12 protein-coding genes and 1 pseudogene are annotated in these 17,082 nt (G+C 42.4%); 4 read left to right on the top strand and 9 right to left on the bottom strand.

The genetic code is table 11. From position 1 onward, the window contains the following. Positions 1-265: LptF/LptG family permease (locus ENH88_RS16685; protein ID WP_304183931.1), on the bottom strand; the 265-nt coding region annotated here is incomplete at its 3' end. Beyond that, positions 262-1,374, bottom strand: coding sequence for an LPS export ABC transporter permease LptF (lptF, locus tag ENH88_RS16680; RefSeq protein ID WP_304183929.1), 1,113 nt, complete (start codon positions 1,372-1,374; stop codon positions 262-264). The genes lptF and ENH88_RS16685, both read right to left, overlap by 4 nt. Before the next feature lie 265 nt (positions 1,375-1,639). Here lptF and pepA point away from each other — a divergent pair, with 265 nt between their 5' ends. From pepA to ENH88_RS16665, 3 genes are all read left to right on the top strand, one after another. Further along, positions 1,640-3,151: a leucyl aminopeptidase gene (pepA, locus tag ENH88_RS16675; protein ID WP_304183927.1), complete on the top strand. Its 1,512-nt coding sequence runs from the start codon at positions 1,640-1,642 to the stop codon at positions 3,149-3,151. Between the two features lie 161 nt (positions 3,152-3,312). Next, complete coding sequence (locus ENH88_RS16670) at positions 3,313-3,759, top strand: DNA polymerase III subunit chi (RefSeq protein WP_192542918.1); 447 nt, start codon at positions 3,313-3,315, stop codon at positions 3,757-3,759. Positions 3,760-3,819: 60 nt separating this feature from the next. Beyond that, complete coding sequence (locus ENH88_RS16665; RefSeq protein ID WP_304183925.1) at positions 3,820-6,675, top strand: valine--tRNA ligase; 2,856 nt, start codon at positions 3,820-3,822, stop codon at positions 6,673-6,675. Positions 6,676-6,823: 148 nt separating this feature from the next. Here the strand turns inward: ENH88_RS16665 and ENH88_RS16660 are convergent, their stop codons facing one another. Beyond that, positions 6,824-8,086: an outer membrane protein transport protein gene (locus ENH88_RS16660; protein ID WP_304183923.1), complete on the bottom strand. Its 1,263-nt coding sequence runs from the start codon at positions 8,084-8,086 to the stop codon at positions 6,824-6,826. A gap of 289 nt (positions 8,087-8,375) precedes the next feature. Between ENH88_RS16660 and ENH88_RS16655 the strand changes: the two genes are divergently transcribed. After that, entirely contained in the window at positions 8,376-8,717 is a 342-nt protein-coding gene (locus ENH88_RS16655; RefSeq protein WP_304183921.1) for a hypothetical protein, read from the top strand. Here ENH88_RS16655 and ENH88_RS16650 read toward each other — a convergent pair. The 6 genes and pseudogenes from ENH88_RS16650 to parE all read right to left on the bottom strand — a co-directional run. Beyond that, complete coding sequence (locus ENH88_RS16650) at positions 8,677-9,900, bottom strand: HD-GYP domain-containing protein (protein ID WP_304183917.1); 1,224 nt, start codon at positions 9,898-9,900, stop codon at positions 8,677-8,679. The two genes, ENH88_RS16655 and ENH88_RS16650, sit on opposite strands and share 41 nt — an antisense overlap. A 160-nt stretch (positions 9,901-10,060) precedes the next feature. Continuing rightward, complete coding sequence (gene rraB / locus ENH88_RS16645) at positions 10,061-10,396, bottom strand: ribonuclease E inhibitor RraB (RefSeq protein WP_064667208.1); 336 nt, start codon at positions 10,394-10,396, stop codon at positions 10,061-10,063. After that, the gene (locus ENH88_RS16640; protein WP_304183915.1) at positions 10,396-11,109 is read right to left on the bottom strand and encodes a 1-acylglycerol-3-phosphate O-acyltransferase; all 714 of its coding nucleotides are present in this window, start codon (positions 11,107-11,109) and stop codon (positions 10,396-10,398) included. Before ENH88_RS16640 ends, rraB begins: the two co-directional genes overlap by 1 nt. A 158-nt stretch (positions 11,110-11,267) precedes the next feature. Further along, a complete protein-coding gene (gene parC / locus ENH88_RS16635) occupies positions 11,268-13,559 on the bottom strand; it encodes a DNA topoisomerase IV subunit A (RefSeq protein ID WP_304183912.1) in 2,292 nt (763 codons plus the stop codon). Positions 13,560-13,569: 10 nt separating this feature from the next. Next, complete coding sequence (locus ENH88_RS16630) at positions 13,570-14,664, bottom strand: PQQ-dependent sugar dehydrogenase (RefSeq protein WP_304183910.1); 1,095 nt, start codon at positions 14,662-14,664, stop codon at positions 13,570-13,572. 481 nt (positions 14,665-15,145) lie between these two features. Further along, positions 15,146-16,969, bottom strand: a pseudogene (gene parE, locus ENH88_RS16625) (DNA topoisomerase IV subunit B); the annotation flags it as partial. Positions 16,970-17,082 lie beyond the last annotated feature (113 nt).

The raw sequence follows: 17,082 nt of genomic DNA, 5'->3' as shown, positions 1-17,082 counted from the left end.
CCACCAACTCACTGTTTGAGGCAAGCGCTCCCAAGCCAGTTAAACCGCCGATGAGTGCAGCCATGGGGAAAAACACCACTAAGTCACCTGGCATGCTATACAAGGTATAAAGTAACGCGGTTGCGATATCGTAACTACCCCGACCAACTGATTTAAGCTGCTCAATAAATTTAATTAAGGTGCTTATCCCCACCAATACCATCAGCGCAAAACCCGTGGTTTGCAAAATACTACGGCCTAAGTACCAATCAAGCATTTTCATCATGCGCCTAACTCCCGCTTGGTGATGACAGCTTTAAGCCAAGCACCGAGTGGCCGTCCTTTGATAATCAAAAAACCTCCTATAAATAGTGCTGTAAAGTGGATCCACCATAAGCCAATCGACGGCGGGATCTTGCCATCTTCAACAGCAAATTTTGCTGCATTAAGTAAGATAAAATAACCTAAATATAGGCTGATCGCGGGAACTAACTTGGCAAATTTACCTTGGCGAGGATTAACCACACTTAGCGGTACCGCAAGTAAAGTCAGCAAGGGGATCGAAAGTGGGATAGCAATACGCCACTGCCATTGTGCAACAGCTTCTGAGCCCATCATGCTAAGTAAGTCTATGGTTGGTACGGCTTCAAGTTTACGCCGCTGATGTTCAATCTCTTGTTCACGTATTTGTACGCTGTAGCCGTCAAACTCAGTTAAATTAAGCGCAGCTGTTTCACCATCGGTTTCGTAGCGCTTACCATCACTGAGTATTAATTGTTGCTCGCCATTTTCCTGTTCAACCACTACTCCACGCTCGGCATACACTAACCGTGCAAGGTTATCTTTTTCGCTATCAGGTAGTTGTGCTACAAATACCTTATTTAACTCTTTACCGCCGTTTTCAATGTTATGAATAAACACCACGGCTTTTTCGTTACCGGTCTGCTGGAATCGCCCAGCCCGCAGTGCTGATAACCCAGCATCAGCTTTAGCCTGCTCTTTCAGTTGATATTCTTGCTCACTGGCCCATGGGGCTATATATAAAGTCAGTACTCCTGCCAATAGCGCCAATACCACACTAGAAACTAAGGTTACACGCACTACGTACCATTCACTCACCCCACAGGCTTTGAGAACGGTCATTTCACTGTCGGCATAAATGCGACTATAGGCGAGAATGATGCCTAAAAAGATACTAAGCGGTAAAATGAGTGAAGCCAATTGCGGTAACTTTAGTGCAATCATCGACAGCACTAACTTGGCTGGAAGGCCGCCTTCAGAGGCGTCGCTTAAAATAACCACAAACTTTTGTGACAAAAAAATTGTCATCAAAGTTAAAAATACGGCGACCTGAGACTTTAAAACTTCAGTGGTCAAATAACGGAAAATTAGCAATGATCGCCCCTGTTAAACATAATGTTTCACTTCAAGAGTAAGAAAATTTGAGTAAACTTAAGGTTTTATTATATGTCATCAACATTAAATATCCTACCTAGCAACTCGATATATTGTCGCATTAGTGGTATTGATGGCTACAAAAGTATAAAGTTCAAATACACATAATGAGTCAGCGTTTATAAGCTAATATTAAAGTAAGTAACTGGATTTTTATTATATTGCCCTTATTTAAAGGGTAAATGACTCAAAATTAGGAGTGACAATGGAATTTAGCGTAAAAAGTGGTAGTCCTGAAAAGCAACGTAGCGCATGTATTGTAGTTGGCGTTTATGAGCCACGTCGTTTATCCCCCATTGGAGAACAACTCGATAAAATCAGTGATGGTTATATCTCTAATTTATTACGCCGTGGTGACCTTGAAGGTAAGCCAGGGCAAGTACTGTTATTACATCATGTACCGAATGTGCTAAGTGAACGCATATTACTGGTTGGTTGTGGTAAAGAGCGCGAGCTTGATGATAAACAGTACAAACAAATTATTTCAAAAACCATTAATACCCTTAACGAAACGGGATCGATGGAAGCGGTCTGTTTTTTAACCGAGCAACATGTTAAAAGCCGCGACACATATTGGAAGGTACGCCAAGCAGTCGAAACCACCCAAGATTGCTTATATACCTTTAATCAATTAAAAAGTAAAAAAAGCGACCCGCGTCGCCCACTGCGTAAAATCGTGTTTAATGTACCCACTCGCCGCGAATTGACGATTGGCGAAAGCGCCATTGAACATGGTTTAGCCATCGCTGCGGGTAGTAAGTTATGTAAAGACGTAGCGAACATGCCACCAAATATCTGTAACCCAGCGTATTTAGGTGAACAAGCACAAGAACTTGCAGCTAACTTTGATAACATCACGGTTGACATTATCGGCGAAGAGAAAATGGCAGAGCTGGGTATGAATTCATACTTGGCGGTGGGCCGTGGTAGTGATAACGAATCGGTTATGTCGGTCATTAACTACCAAGGTGGCGCGAAAGATCAAGCCCCAATCGTACTGGTTGGTAAAGGCTTAACCTTTGACTCAGGGGGTATTTCACTAAAACCTGGCGAAGCCATGGACGAAATGAAGTACGACATGGGTGGTGCTGCTGGTGTTATTGGCGCAATGCGTGCGCTTGCGCAAATGCAATTACCCATTAACGTAATTGGCGTACTGGCAGGCTGTGAAAACATGCCAAGCTCAAATGCTTATCGCCCAGGTGATATTTTAACCACCATGTCAGGGCAAACTGTGGAAGTGCTTAATACTGATGCCGAAGGCCGCTTAGTATTATGTGATGCACTGACCTATGTTGAACGTTTTGAACCTGAAACCGTGATTGACGTAGCCACCTTAACCGGTGCCTGTATTGTTGCCCTTGGTGCTCATGCAACCGGTTTATTATCCAACCATAATCCGCTTGCACATGACTTATTAAAAGCATCAGAGCAAAGTGGCGACCGTGCATGGCAATTACCACTTTGGGATGATTACCAAGACCAACTGGAAAGCCCATTTGCTGATTTTACTAACTTAGGCGGTCGTGCTGCGGGCACAATCACCGCTGCGTGCTTCCTATCTAAGTTCACTAAAAAATATAATTGGGCGCATTTAGATATCGCAGGTACTGCGTGGCGCAGCGGTAAAAATAAAGGCGCAACAGGTCGTCCTGTGCCAATGCTTACACAATATTTACTAAACCGTGCTGGCGTAAGCGAAACCAGCCAAGATTAAACATCGCGTTTAGCAATCTATGCAACTCATTATAAGGCGCCCTCTGGCGCCTTATTTATTCTTCATTTATCGGTGTATTAATTGAAGCAAAACGCGTTATATGGCAAAATCCCTGCTTTGATTTAAGTATTATTTTCAATACTGTGGGAAGCCCCGATACAATGAGCATGAACGCCCAATTTTTCGTTCTAAAGCAACAAGATGAATCAACTGCTCAGGCAGATGTTCTCTTTAGCTTAGCTGCAGATATCGCAGGGCAACAATATCGCCTTGGTCATCGCATCTTTATTTATGTTGATGATATTGAAATTGCCCATGCCGTTGATGAAACTATTTGGTCATTCGACCCCGACAGTTTTGTGCCTCACAACCTGCAAGGTGAAGGTCCAAAAGGCGGAGCGCCCGTAGAAATTGGCACTACCCCACCGGTTGGTAATCGTAAAGTTTTAATAAATTTGGCCACACAGCTCCCGGATTTTATTCGTCGCTTTAACCAAGTTTTTGATTTTGTGCCCGTTGAAGCCACAGCAAAACAAGCCGCCCGTGAGCGCTTTAAAAAGCTGCGCCAACTCGGTGCCAACATCACCACGCAAGATATTAATAGCTAACATACCTTTTGTATAAATAGCTAACTAACTCATTTAAGTACTTATTTAAGGTTCTGTGTAATGGATAAAACCTACAATCCGCAAGATATTGAACAGTCGCTATACCAAGACTGGGAACAAAAAGGCTACTTTAAACCATCAGGTAAAGGCGCAGCCTATTCAATTATGATCCCGCCACCCAATGTCACCGGTAGCTTACACATGGGCCACGCGTTTCAAGACACCATTATGGATACCTTAACGCGCTTTAAACGTATGCAAGGTAATAATACCTTATGGCAAGTAGGTACTGACCACGCAGGTATCGCCACACAAATGCTGGTTGAACGTAAACTTGCTGCCGAAGAAGGCAAAACACGTCATGACTTAGGTCGTGAAGCCTTCATTGATAAGATTTGGCAGTGGAAAGAGCAATCTGGCGGGACTATCACTAAACAACTTCGTCGCCTTGGCGCATCGGTTGATTGGGATCGTGAACGCTTCACTATGGATGACGGCTTATCAGAAGCCGTTAAAGAAGTATTTGTACGCTTACACAAAGAAGATTTGATTTACCGTGGTAAGCGCCTAGTAAACTGGGATCCAAAATTACACACCGCGATTTCTGATCTTGAAGTTGAAAACAAAGATAAACAAGGCCACATGTGGAACTTACGTTACCCATTGGCTGATGGTGTTAAAACCCAAGACGGTAAAGATTACATTGTCGTGGCAACCACCCGTCCAGAGACTATGCTTGGCGATTCAGGGGTTGCTGTCAACCCAGATGATGAGCGTTATCAAGACTTGATCGGTAAAGACATTTTATTACCGATTGTTAATCGTCGGATTAAAATCGTGGCTGATGAACATGCCGATAAAGACAAAGGCACAGGTTGTGTAAAAATCACTCCTGCTCATGACTTTAACGATAACGAAGTCGGTAAGCGTCATCAAATGCCGATGATCAACATCTTCGATAAAGACGCGGCCATTCTAAGTCAAGGCGAAACCTACACCTTTGACGGTAAAGAGCTTGAGTTTGATGCACCAATTCCAGAGCGCTTACACGGTCTTGACCGCTTTGATGCTCGTAAAGTCATTGTGGCTGAGTTTGAACAGCTTGGGTTACTTGAGAAGATCGAAGATCACGCTTTAACCGTACCTTACGGCGACCGCTCAGGTGTGGTTATTGAACCACTGCTTACCGACCAATGGTATGTACGTGTTGCACCACTGGCTGAGCCTGCAAAAGACGCAGTGAAAAATGGCGATATTCAATTTGTACCTAAGCAATACGAGAACATGTATTTCTCGTGGATGAACGACGTACAAGATTGGTGTATTTCGCGCCAGTTGTGGTGGGGTCACCGCATTCCTGCTTGGTACGACAGTGAAGGTAACGTTTTTGTTGGTCGTGATGAAGCTGAAGTTCGCAGCGAAAACAACATCGCCGCTGATGTGGTGCTGACTCAAGACGAAGACGTACTTGATACCTGGTTCTCATCGGCACTGTGGACTTTCTCAACCCAAGGTTGGCCTGCGAACACCGATGATTTAAAAACCTTCCACCCGTCTGACGTGCTGGTAACTGGTTTTGATATTATTTTCTTCTGGGTGGCGCGTATGATCATGATGACCATGCACTTCATCAAAGATGACAACGGCAAGCCACAGGTGCCCTTTAAAACGGTGTACGTTACGGGTCTTATTCGCGATGAAAATGGCGATAAAATGTCAAAATCAAAAGGTAACGTCCTAGATCCAATCGACATGATTGACGGTATCGACCTTGAAAGCTTAGTGACCAAACGCACCAGCAATTTGATGCAAGAAAAAGTCGCTAAGAAAATCGAAAAAGATACTCGTAAAACCTTTGATAACGGCATTGAAGCCCACGGTACCGATGCACTGCGCTTTACTTTAGCGGCAATGGCGTCGACTGGTCGTGACATCAACTGGGATATGAACCGCCTTGAAGGTTACCGTAACTTCTGTAATAAGTTATGGAACGCCAGCCGTTACGTACTAATGAATACCGAAGAACAAGATTGTGGCTTTGCAAACGATGCTATCAAAGAGTATTCACTTGCTGATCGTTGGATCTTAGGCCAATTTGAGTCAACAGTTAAAGCTTATACCGAGCACTTAGATAACTACCGTTTTGACTTGGCAGCTAATGCGCTTTATGAATTCACTTGGAACCAATTCTGCGATTGGTACTTAGAGCTCACTAAGCCGGTATTATTCAAAGGCAATGAAGCACAACAACGTGGTACTCGTCATACGCTTATTACAGTACTTGAGAGCCTACTGCGCTTAATGCACCCGATGATGCCATACATCACGGAAACTATTTGGCAACGTGTTGCGCCACTAGCTGGGCTTGAAACTACGAACACCAGCATCATGGTACAAGCATTCCCAGCTTACAATGAAGCTAACGTTGACGCTAAAGCGATGGACGATTTAGAGTGGGTTAAACAATTCATTCTAGCGATTCGTAATATTCGTGGTGAAATGGATATCAGCCCAAGTAAACCGTTATCAGTATTACTGGCAAATGCATCTGCGGATGATGTACGTCGTATTGAAGAAAATAAATCTTTCTTAGCGTCACTGGCTAAAATTGAAGAATTTACGCTGCTTGATAACAAAGATGACGCACCGGCATGTGCAACGTCCTATGTTGGCAACCTTGAGATCATGATCCCAATGGCCGGCCTAATTGATGTTGATGCAGAACTAGCACGGATTGGCAAACAGCTTGAAAAAGCCGAGAAAGGCCTAGCGCAAGTGCAAAACAAACTGGCTAACGAAAAGTTTGTAAATAACGCACCTGAAGCCGTACTTGCTAAAGAGCATGAGAAGCTTGCCGAGTTCTCAGACGCAAGAACAAAACTGCTTGAGCAAAAAGCCAAGATCGAAAGTCTATAATACTTGTGCAAAGCATTTAAAAAGCCGCGTTACTATACAGTAACGCGGCTTTTTTGTGTTCTAGGTTCTAGGTTCTAGGTTCTAGGTTCTAGGTTCTAGGTTCTAGGTTCTAGGTTCTAGGTTCTAGGTTCTAGGTTCTAGTCAGATATTAAAACGTGTAGTTATACTGCGCGCCAAATAAGTATGCATGGCCTTTTGATTCAAAGCCCCATTGCTGACCTAAGCCATCAGATTCAGTAAAGTTTTGCGTCTTACCACGTAAAATACTCATACCAATATCTAAATTAGCTTGCTCACTCATGGTGTAGTTAACCCCAAACGAGTACCAAAAACGGTCAGTATCTGGGATAGAAATCGACAGGTGTTTTTGATCAGCTGGTGATTCATCATAAGCAATACCAGCACGCAATAACACAGCATCATTAAACTGGTAGTCACCACCAATTGAATAACGCATTGAGTTTGAGAAGTTCTCATCTTTTGAGAATACAGGTGTATCACTACCCGCAACATGCGCTTCAAGTTTGTCAAAGCTATCCCAACCAGTCCACATTACACTGTAGTGTAAGCCTGTTTTATCATCCAGTTGGTGTGAACCAGAAAACTCCGCAATCGCAGGGAGCGTAATTTCAACGCTACCAGGTACACTTACGCCAGCTAAACCGCCAATCTGCGCAGGTAACTGATTAGAATATTCGCCATCAAAGGTGATGTCTGTTTCACTGCGATAGTTAAAACCAAAACGACTATTTTCATCAATTTGGTACATTGCACCTAGGTTCCAACCAAATCCGTAGTCATCACCTTCTAAATGCACAGCTTGAGTTTGTGCTGGTAAGCCAAGTGGATTCGCACCAAAATTACGAATGATTTTCGCATCCGCATAAATATAATTTAAACCAAGGCCGACACTAAATTGCTCATTGATTTTATATGAACCACTAACGTTCATATTTACAGTGACGATCTCTGTTTCACCAGCAAGCTGGCCTGCTGGGTAATCTTCATCAAATTCAGTTGCTAAACCAAAGTTTGAAAACGCACCAAAACCGACAGCAAACTTATCATCGATAGGCATGACAAAATAACCGGCAGGAACAAAAGCGGCTGGCGCAATACTGCTATCATTTAGTTGGCCAGGGTTAACTGATTGATTACTAGCTTCAGTGCCACGAAGGCTGACATCTGGAACAACTGCAATACCAGCAACACTCAACTGTTGCTCTTTAAATAGCGACATAAGAGCTGGGTTACGTGCAACCACTGATGCATCATCAGCTACCGCCGCTTCACCTGCATACGCACGTCCTAAGCCAGAGGCATTTTGCTCTGCTAGCTGAAAAGCCGCTGCAAACGTATCTGCAGACATAACAGCAAGTGATGCTGCAATTAAAGTTTTTGTAAATTTCATTATGTTACCTTAACCAAACTAAGCGCTTGGGTTCCCATGTGTTGTCTCTAATTATTAGGAGTAAGTTACTTCAAAACCTTAGCACATTACCTTATTTTTTAATAAAAAACTGTAACAATTCGTTAAAAACCACCACTTAAACAAGTTTTTAACAGCAAAGTAACACCTTTTTAAAACACATCGGACAAGATGCAACACTCACTCAATTGCAATTAATTATCATTTAGGTTGACTTGATTCTAAAGGCTAATTAGACTATTCAGCAAGATTCAGTAAAGGGAGTGAAGCTGTGGAAATAGGGCTAATTATTGCTGCACTAGCTTTTTGTGGCGTAAGTGTGTATTGCTTTTGCAAAGCTAATTTTTGTGCCTGTACCAGAGCTGGTGCATGCGATAACCCTGTTAACCATTATTGGTTAGGCGCGATTGTCTGTGCTTTGGCGGCATTATTATGTTGTTGCGGTGCGTTACATACAGAAAATGGTACTTTATTGTGGATGATATTAATGACCAGTTGCTTTAGCGGTGCATTACTTTCTGCGAAACACTCAGCTAAAAAGCGCTGTACTAAAGCAATAACCAAAGCACAAGCTAAACCAGCAGATGCTCTTTTAACAAACGAGCCAAATTAAGCTGATAATCTAAAGGTTTTATACTGGCCACTATTTTTAAATCATGCTCAACTGAGGTTAAATCAACGTCTTTAGCAGTAACGTGATGTTTATGCTTGGCATTATAAAAAACTTTTACTTTCGGTTGAATGGGATTCTGATGATTGCCCTCTGTCACTAACGCCAACCGTTCATTGGTTAGTTTCACAATGGTGCCCACAGGGTGCACACCTAAGCATTTGATGAAACGCTGTACCAACTCACTATCAAACATCTGTTTATTCGCCAATAAATAACGTAATGCATTAATTGGCTCATCACCTAATTGGTGAGGTCTGTCCGCAGTCATCGCGTCATACACATCAACAATGGCCATAATACGCGCAGGTCGACTGAGTTTTTCTCCCTGCAAACCACGCGGATAACCACTGCCATCAAGACGCTCATGGTGATTGACTATCATATCAAGCATCAATGGGGTAATACCCTTCTCGCCTTTTACTAATCCTAAGCTTTGCGCAACATGTTTTTTAATCGCTTGCATCTCAAGCTTATTCACCTTTTCAGGCTTGGAAAAAATCCCTTGTGGTAATTTAGCTTGACCTAAATCATGCAGCAATGCTCCCATGGCAAGCTCATGCACAATATTTTCTTTATAACCTAAATACTTAGCAAACACAGTAACAAAAATGGCGCAGTTGGTCATATGTCGCCAATTGTACATATGCTTATCTTTAAGACGGGTCAAAATAGTCATTGCGTTATGGTTACGAAATACCGAAGACACGATATCTTTGGCAATATCATCAAGCAATGCGATATTCATTTTTAAACCTGAAGTAACATCACCATATAAGCTTTGTAAATTGCGATTATGTTGATCATAGCTGACGGTCGCTTTAGCAAACTCTTGCTCAACTGAGATAATTTTTTTTATTTTTGCTTTTTTTGGCTTAATGTCTGCTTTAGTAACAAGCTCAGCATCAGGTTTAAGCTGATATTTGGTAGGAACACTGACATCACTTTGGGTAAAATCTATCAGCAGCTCTTGCACCCCTTCGGACATTAAGCGTTTGATAATCGATTTATCGCGAACTAAACCACGAGTTTTGATTTTTATACTATCAACACCCTCAAATTGCTTGCTAACACTATCAACAAACATTCCTGGTACGAGTTCAGAAATTGGCAGGGTAATAAGCATATAAAGTGATTAATTCATTTCAAACAATAATAGTTACTGATTATCAACGATCCACTACAAATGTCTATAACAAAAGTAACGAATACGAAATAAGCACTAGGAAATGGCGAGTTGGCGAGTAGATCTAGGTCCTAGCGGCTAGGACCTAGTAGCTAACACATTACTCTTGGAAGTAAGTGCCCCAGCCGTCGTACTCTACGTCGGTGTCGATCGCAAGTTGCGCTAGTTTATCAACGTCTTCCATTATTACGTCAACATCAAGCTCAGCTTCAACAACTATATCAAAGCCCCAAATCTTACTACCATCCTCAAGCTCAAGCTCTGCAGGCTCTTCAACGTCATAACCAAGTTTAAACGCAGCCAATGCAGCTTGCTCGAGCTTAACAAAGTCTTCGCAAACAAAGTGGTGTTCGACTTCGTATAAGATCTCAGGATCAGAGCCATCTTCTAATAACGAAGTTACTATGTCTTCACTAATTTCACGCCAATTTTCCATTACTTTTCTCTCACTTGAGCATCTAATTCAGTTATTCTAGCAGCCATTATGCTATGAATACGCGTTGCGTGTTCACGTGCCCCTACTGTTTTATCAAGCGGCTGCGGTGCTAATATGTCTATGTAGATTGTACCATTGTCCCAACGATTTAGTTTAATGGTTTTATGTGTGCTGCTCATACAAACTGGCACTACTGGCACATCCGCATTTAATGCAGTATGAAAAGCACCGGTTTTAAATGGCAACAAGCCACGCCCATAACTACGAGTTCCCTCAGGAAACATCCACACCGACAGGCCTTTTTGCTTTATTTTATCCGCTGATTTAGAAATTGTGCCCGCCGCTTTCGAACGATTTCCACGGTCAATCAAAATATTCCCCGATAGCCAATATAGCTGGCCAAAAAATGGGATCCACTTTAGGCTCTTTTTTCCTAAACTTACGCAGTTTTCTGGTACTGCCGCTGCTAAAGTAAAGATATCGTAATTATTCTGATGGTTTGCAACATACACCGCAGGACCACAATGAGCCGCCTCTGAGTGGTGGGTGATCACCAATTTTGCACCGAGCATTTTTGCCATAGTGCCAAACCAACTAGCAATAATATGCACATTATTTTTATGAAAAGGTTTTACAATACAAAGTAATAAGCCAATGATACAACTGAATAAAATAAACAATGCCATGATCAAAATACGAATAATAGCTAACAAAAAAAACACTCCAAAAATAATAACGTCGGCATTATAGCGTTATTTTAGTTGCTAAACGAGAGTTTAGCGCACACTTGTAAGCTTAAATTGATTTCTTTTTTAAAAACAAACGGCCTGCAAAAGCAGGCCGTTTAATTTAGTAACGATAATTTAAATTGTTAGTCTGTTTCTGTTGGCTCAATATCATCATCACTGACGGTTAGCTCGACAACGGCTTCATCAACTCGCTGTAAACCGCGTGGTAGTTTGTTACCGCGACGGCCTCGTTCACCATGATAGTGCTCTAAATCACTGGGTTTAAGAGTCAGTTTACGTTTACCTGCATGCAAGGTCACACTGGTGCCTTCAGGCACTACCGCAAGCACTTTTACAAACTCTTCACGCGCTTGTACTTTAGCACTTGGGATCGAGATAATCTTATTCCCCTTACCTTTACCAAGTTTAGGTAAGTCACGTAATGGAAATAACAGCATCCGCCCTTCATTCGAGATCGCCATACAGTAATCGTTAGCAACATCATTAACCCTAATAGGCGCTAATAACTGGCCACCTTTAGGTACGCTCACTAGCGCTTTACCATTTTTGTTTTTGCTGACTAAATCAACAAAATCAGTAATAAAACCATAACCCGCATCCGATGCCATCAAGAGCACTTGCTTATCTTCAGCCATCACTACATGCTCAAAATTAGCACCAGCAGTAAGGTTGAAACGCCCTGTCATTGGTTCGCCTTGGCTTCGCGCCGACGGCAAACTATGGGCATCAGTGGCAAATGCACGTCCTGCTGAGTCTAAAAATACGGTGGGTTGATTACTCTTACCACGGGCTGACGCTTTATATTCATCACCAGCACGGTAGCTTAGCCCTGTTACATCTAAATCATGGCCTTTACCTACCCGCGCCCAACCTTTTTCAGATAGCACCACAGTTACCGATTCTGATGGTATTAAATCTTTTTCGCTTAATGCTTTAGCTTCAAGACGTTCGACAATCGGTGAACGGCGATCATCACCATACAGCTCTGCTGCTTCTTGAATCTCTTTTTTCAGTAACGTCGACATACGACGTTCAGAGCCTAAGATCAGCTGTAATTTATCGCGTTCTTTGGCAAGCTCATCTTGCTCACCACGAATTTTAAACTCTTCAAGTTTGGCTAAATGACGTAGTTTTAATTCAAGGATTGCTTCGGCTTGGATATCTGTAATACCAAAGCGCTCCATTAGCACTGGCTTTGGCTTGTCTTCGCTACGAATAATCTCAATAACTTCATCAATATTTAAAAAGGCTGCCAGTAAACCTTCTAAAATATGTAAACGAGCCAATACTTTATCTAAACGATATTGCAGGCGACGACGTACTGTTTCACGGCGAAACACCAGCCACTCAGTTAAAATGGTTCGTAAATCTTTTACCTGCGGACGACCATCAAGGCCCAGCATATTTATATTAACGCGGTAATTTTTTTCCAAGTCTGTAGTGGCAAATAAATGGGCCATTAGCGGCTCCACTTTAATGCGATTAGAACGAGGAATAATCACTATGCGGGTTGGATTTTCGTGGTCTGATTCATCACGCAGATCAGCGACCATGGGCAGCTTTTTAGCATTCATTTGCGCCGCAATTTGTTCCAACACTTTACCACCAGAACATTGATGAGGCAGTGCAGTGATAACAATATCACCGTGTTCTTCAGTATAAATAGCGCGCATTTTTATCGAACCACGACCGGTTTGATAAATTTTACGAATGTCAGCTTTTGAAGTAATGATTTCCGCTTCAGTTGGGTAATCAGGCGCTTGCACATGCTCAAGCAATTGATCTAGTTCAGCTTTAGGATTATCAAGTAATAGGCAACAGGCAGCGGCTACTTCACGCACGTTATGGGGTGGAATATCCGTTGCCATACCTACGGCAATACCCGTAATGCCATTGAGTAAAATATGCGGTAAACGTGAAGGTAGTACTTGCGGTTCGTCCATGGTGCCATCAAAATTTGGCGTCCAATCAACGGTCCCTTGGCCAAGTTCTTTTAACAGTACTTCAGAGAACTTAGATAAGCGCGCTTCGGTATAACGCATTGCCGCAAATGACTTAGGATCATCGGCAGCACCCCAGTTTCCTTGCCCATCAACCAATGGATAACGATAAGAAAACGGTTGCGCCATTAACACCATCGCTTCATAACAGGCGCTATCACCGTGTGGGTGATACTTACCGAGTACATCACCGACAGTACGAGCCGACTTTTTATATTTCGCCGTTGCCGATAAACCCAGTTCGCTCATAGCATAAATAATACGACGTTGTACTGGTTTTAGACCATCGCCAATATGTGGCAATGCCCTATCCATGATCACATACATGGAATAATTCAAATAGGCGTCTTCAGTAAAACGCCCCATTGTTTGTTGCTCAATTCCTTGCATTAGCAAGGTATCTGTATCACTCATCAAAGCCTACCTAATTTTTTTTATAGCTTACACGGTAGATCACATTGGCATAATCATCGGAGATCAATAAGCTGCCATCGGCAAGTTCTGCAAAAGCAACCGGACGACCCAATGTTTCTTCGTTTTTCATAAAGCCCGTAATAAACGGCGTGTATTTTATCACACGTCCTTGCTCAATGGTGGCAACTGCCACTTTATATCCAGATTTTTTACTGCGGTTCCACGAACCGTGTTCGGCAACAAAAAGCTGCTGTTTATAATTAGCCGGAAATTGCTTACCGTTATAAAAGTGAATACCAAGAGCTGCTACATGTGCGCCTAATGCCAAAGCAGGGGCACTGTAATCAGCAATGTTTTTACCTTTACCAAATTCAGGGTCTAAAATGGCACCAGCATGTACATATGGGAAACCAAAATGCTCGCCTTCGACAGTTAAACGGTTTAACTCATCAGGGGGTAAATCATCACCCATCATGTCTCGGCCATTATCGCTAAACCACATAACCTGCGTACTTGGGTGAAAATCAAACCCCACAGAGTTACGCACCCCTTGTGCTAACGTAGTCATTTGTTTGGTATTTACATCCAATGAAAAAATACGGCCGAAGCGTTCATCTTCGCCGCAAATATTACAAGGTACACCCACAGGGATGATCAACTCACCAGTGGGTGAAAAACGCAAAAACTTCCAACCATGGTGGCGCTCGGTTGGTAACGCATCGTAAACCACTTCATATTTTGGTGCTTTTAGTTGCGTATCAATGTTTTTAAAACGAATAATACGATGTACTTCACCTACATATAAATCACCATCTTTAATCGCTAAACCCGATGGCATAGTTAAACCGCTGGCGACGAGTATTTGTTTATCTGCAATGCCATCACTATTGTGATCAATTAACGCATATACATTGCCCGCTTTACGCGAGCCAACATAAACAATGCCTTTTTTCGATACAGCTAGTTGTCGGGCATTTTCCACATCACTGGCAAATATATTTATTGTAAAACCAGTAGGAACACTGAGTTCTTGGATGATTTCTGTTGCTGCTAAGGGAGTACTTAGCAATCCTACCGCGAGTAGAGATATTAGTAATTTATTCATCTGTTGCTACCTTATTTCGGCCACGCTCTTTTGCTGCAAAGAACGCTTTATCTGGGTTTTTTAATAAGTCTTTACATGAGTTTAACTGCGCTATTTTTACGCAACAGCAAAACTTGTGTTGTAAGCAATATTGTCGCCACGAAAACAGTAAAAATAACACACTGAACATAATGATATTTTTTTAATGCCTACTGTTGTTTAATTTCTTGTAAGGCGAATTCGTTAAGCGCTTTATCTTTTTAAGCAATTGCTTTTCAAGCTTATCGAAATACTGGTTACTGAGTGAAAGATAATGACTCGCTTGCGTTATATCTTGTGCAAACAGATACGCTTCAGCCAAGTGTATAACCGTAGTACAGTAAGTTTTCATTTGCTACTTTGTGGGCCAAATGCCTTTGCTTACCATTCACTACGTCGTTAAGTAAGTGTAAATAGTTAAAACAACTTCCTGTTTTAGTTACATATTTACACCTTGGCTTAATTACACTTGAGCACGATTTCCATGATCTTCTAACCATTGACGACGATCTGATGAGCGCTTTTTCGCCAGCAACATATCCATCATTTCCATGGTTTCAACTTCATCTTCCAATGTTAACTGTACTAAGCGACGCGTATTTGGGTCCATAGTTGTTTCGCGCAATTGCAATGGGTTCATTTCCCCCAAGCCTTTGAAGCGCTGTACATTCACTTTGCCACGTTTTTTCTCTGCTTCGATGCGCGCTAAAATGCCTGATTTTTCATCTTCATCCAGTGCATAATAAACGTCTTTACCAATATCGATTCTAAACAAGGGTGGCATAGCAACATACACATGCCCGGTTTTTACTAAGGTTGGAAAATGACGTACAAACAGCGCACATAATAAAGTTGCAATATGCAGCCCGTCGGAATCAGCATCCGCTAAAATACAAATTTTATTATAACGTAAAGAAGAAATATCATCTGAATCAGGATCTATTCCCAGTGCCACTGAAATATCATGTACTTCTTGTGATGCCAATATTTGCCCTGATTCAACTTCCCAGGTATTCAAAATTTTACCACGTAGCGGCATGATCGCCTGAAACTCACGGTCACGCGCTTGTTTAGCTGAGCCACCCGCTGAGTCACCTTCCACTAAAAACAGCTCTGTACGGTCATTATCAGCGGCACTACAATCAGTCAGCTTGCCTGGTAACGCGGGGCCTGCGGTGACTCGCTTACGCACCACCTTTTTCGCCGCACGTAAACGTTTTTGGGCATTCGAAATACACAACTCAGAGAGTAGCTCAGCGGTGTCAGTATGCTCGTTCAGCCATAAGCTAAATGAATCTTTAACAACCCCAGATACAAATGCCGAACACGAGCGTGATGAGAGTTTTTCTTTGGTTTGCCCAGCAAATTGTGGATCTTGCATTTTAACTGATAAAACATAGCTGCAGCGCTCCCAAATATCATCTGGGGTGAGCTTAACGCCACGCGGCAGTAAGTTACGAAATTCGCAAAACTCACGCATTGCTTCGAGTAAACCTTGGCGCAGACCATTTACATGGGTACCACCTTGCGCTGTAGGTATTAAGTTAACATAACTTTCAGCGATTGATTCACCGCCTTCAGGCAACCACACAACAGCCCAGTCAGCGCCTTCGGTTGAACTTGAAAATTCACCGGTGAATGGGTCTTGTGGTAAGACTTCGTATCCTTTAACGGCCTCGTTTAAGTAATCTTTTAAGCCAGTTTCGTAATACCATTCTTGGGTTTCTTTGGTTTGCTTGTTGGTAAACTTAATACGTAAACCTGGGCAAAGTACGGCTTTAGCTTTTAATAAATGATGTAATTTAGTCAACGAGAAATTAGCTGAATCAAAGTAGCTTACATCCGGCCAAAAACGTACGGTTGTGCCGGTATTGCGTTTACCGACTGTACCAATAACATTTAAGTCTTCAACTTTATCGCCATTTTCAAATGCCATCATATATTGCTGTGCGTCACGACGTACAACAACTTCAACCCGAGTGGATAATGCATTGACCACGGAGATACCTACCCCGTGTAAACCACCAGAAAACTGGTAATTTTTATTTGAGAACTTACCACCCGCATGCAGTTTAGTGAAAATTAGCTCAACCCCAGGAATACCTTCTTCAGGGTGAATATCGATAGGCATACCACGGCCATCATCACTGACTTCAAGTGAGTTATCTTCATATAAAATAACATCAATTTTTGTGGCATGGCCGGCCATGGCTTCATCGACACTGTTATCAATAACCTCTTGCCCTAAGTGATTAGGACGGGTGGTGTCGGTGTACATACCAGGGCGGCCATGCCACAAAAATTGATGTTATTTTATATGAAGATAACTCACTTGAAGTCAGTGATGATGGCCGTGGTATGCCTATCGATATTCACCCTGAAGAAGGTATTCCTGGGGTT

The organism is Pseudoalteromonas prydzensis (genome assembly GCF_011050055.1).
Lineage (GTDB): Bacteria > Pseudomonadota > Gammaproteobacteria > Enterobacterales > Alteromonadaceae > Pseudoalteromonas > Pseudoalteromonas prydzensis_A.
The sequence above is the reverse complement of the archived record's forward strand: the minus strand, read 5'-3'. Positions and strand labels throughout refer to the sequence as shown.

What these genes read in the sequence shown, in the direction of transcription:
- pepA (WP_304183927.1), top strand. Translation starts at nt 1,640, where the DNA reads ATGGAATTTAGCGTAAAAAGTGGTAGTCCTGAAAAGCAACGTAGCGCA.
- ENH88_RS16670 (WP_192542918.1), top strand. Translation starts at nt 3,313, where the DNA reads ATGAGCATGAACGCCCAATTTTTCGTTCTAAAGCAACAAGATGAATCA.
- ENH88_RS16665 (WP_304183925.1), top strand. Translation starts at nt 3,820, where the DNA reads ATGGATAAAACCTACAATCCGCAAGATATTGAACAGTCGCTATACCAA.
- ENH88_RS16660 (WP_304183923.1), bottom strand. Translation starts at nt 8,086, where the DNA reads ATGAAATTTACAAAAACTTTAATTGCAGCATCACTTGCTGTTATGTCT.
- ENH88_RS16650 (WP_304183917.1), bottom strand. Translation starts at nt 9,900, where the DNA reads ATGCTTATTACCCTGCCAATTTCTGAACTCGTACCAGGAATGTTTGTT.
- rraB (WP_064667208.1), bottom strand. Translation starts at nt 10,396, where the DNA reads ATGGAAAATTGGCGTGAAATTAGTGAAGACATAGTAACTTCGTTATTA.
- parC (WP_304183912.1), bottom strand. Translation starts at nt 13,559, where the DNA reads ATGAGTGATACAGATACCTTGCTAATGCAAGGAATTGAGCAACAAACA.
- ENH88_RS16630 (WP_304183910.1), bottom strand. Translation starts at nt 14,664, where the DNA reads ATGAATAAATTACTAATATCTCTACTCGCGGTAGGATTGCTAAGTACT.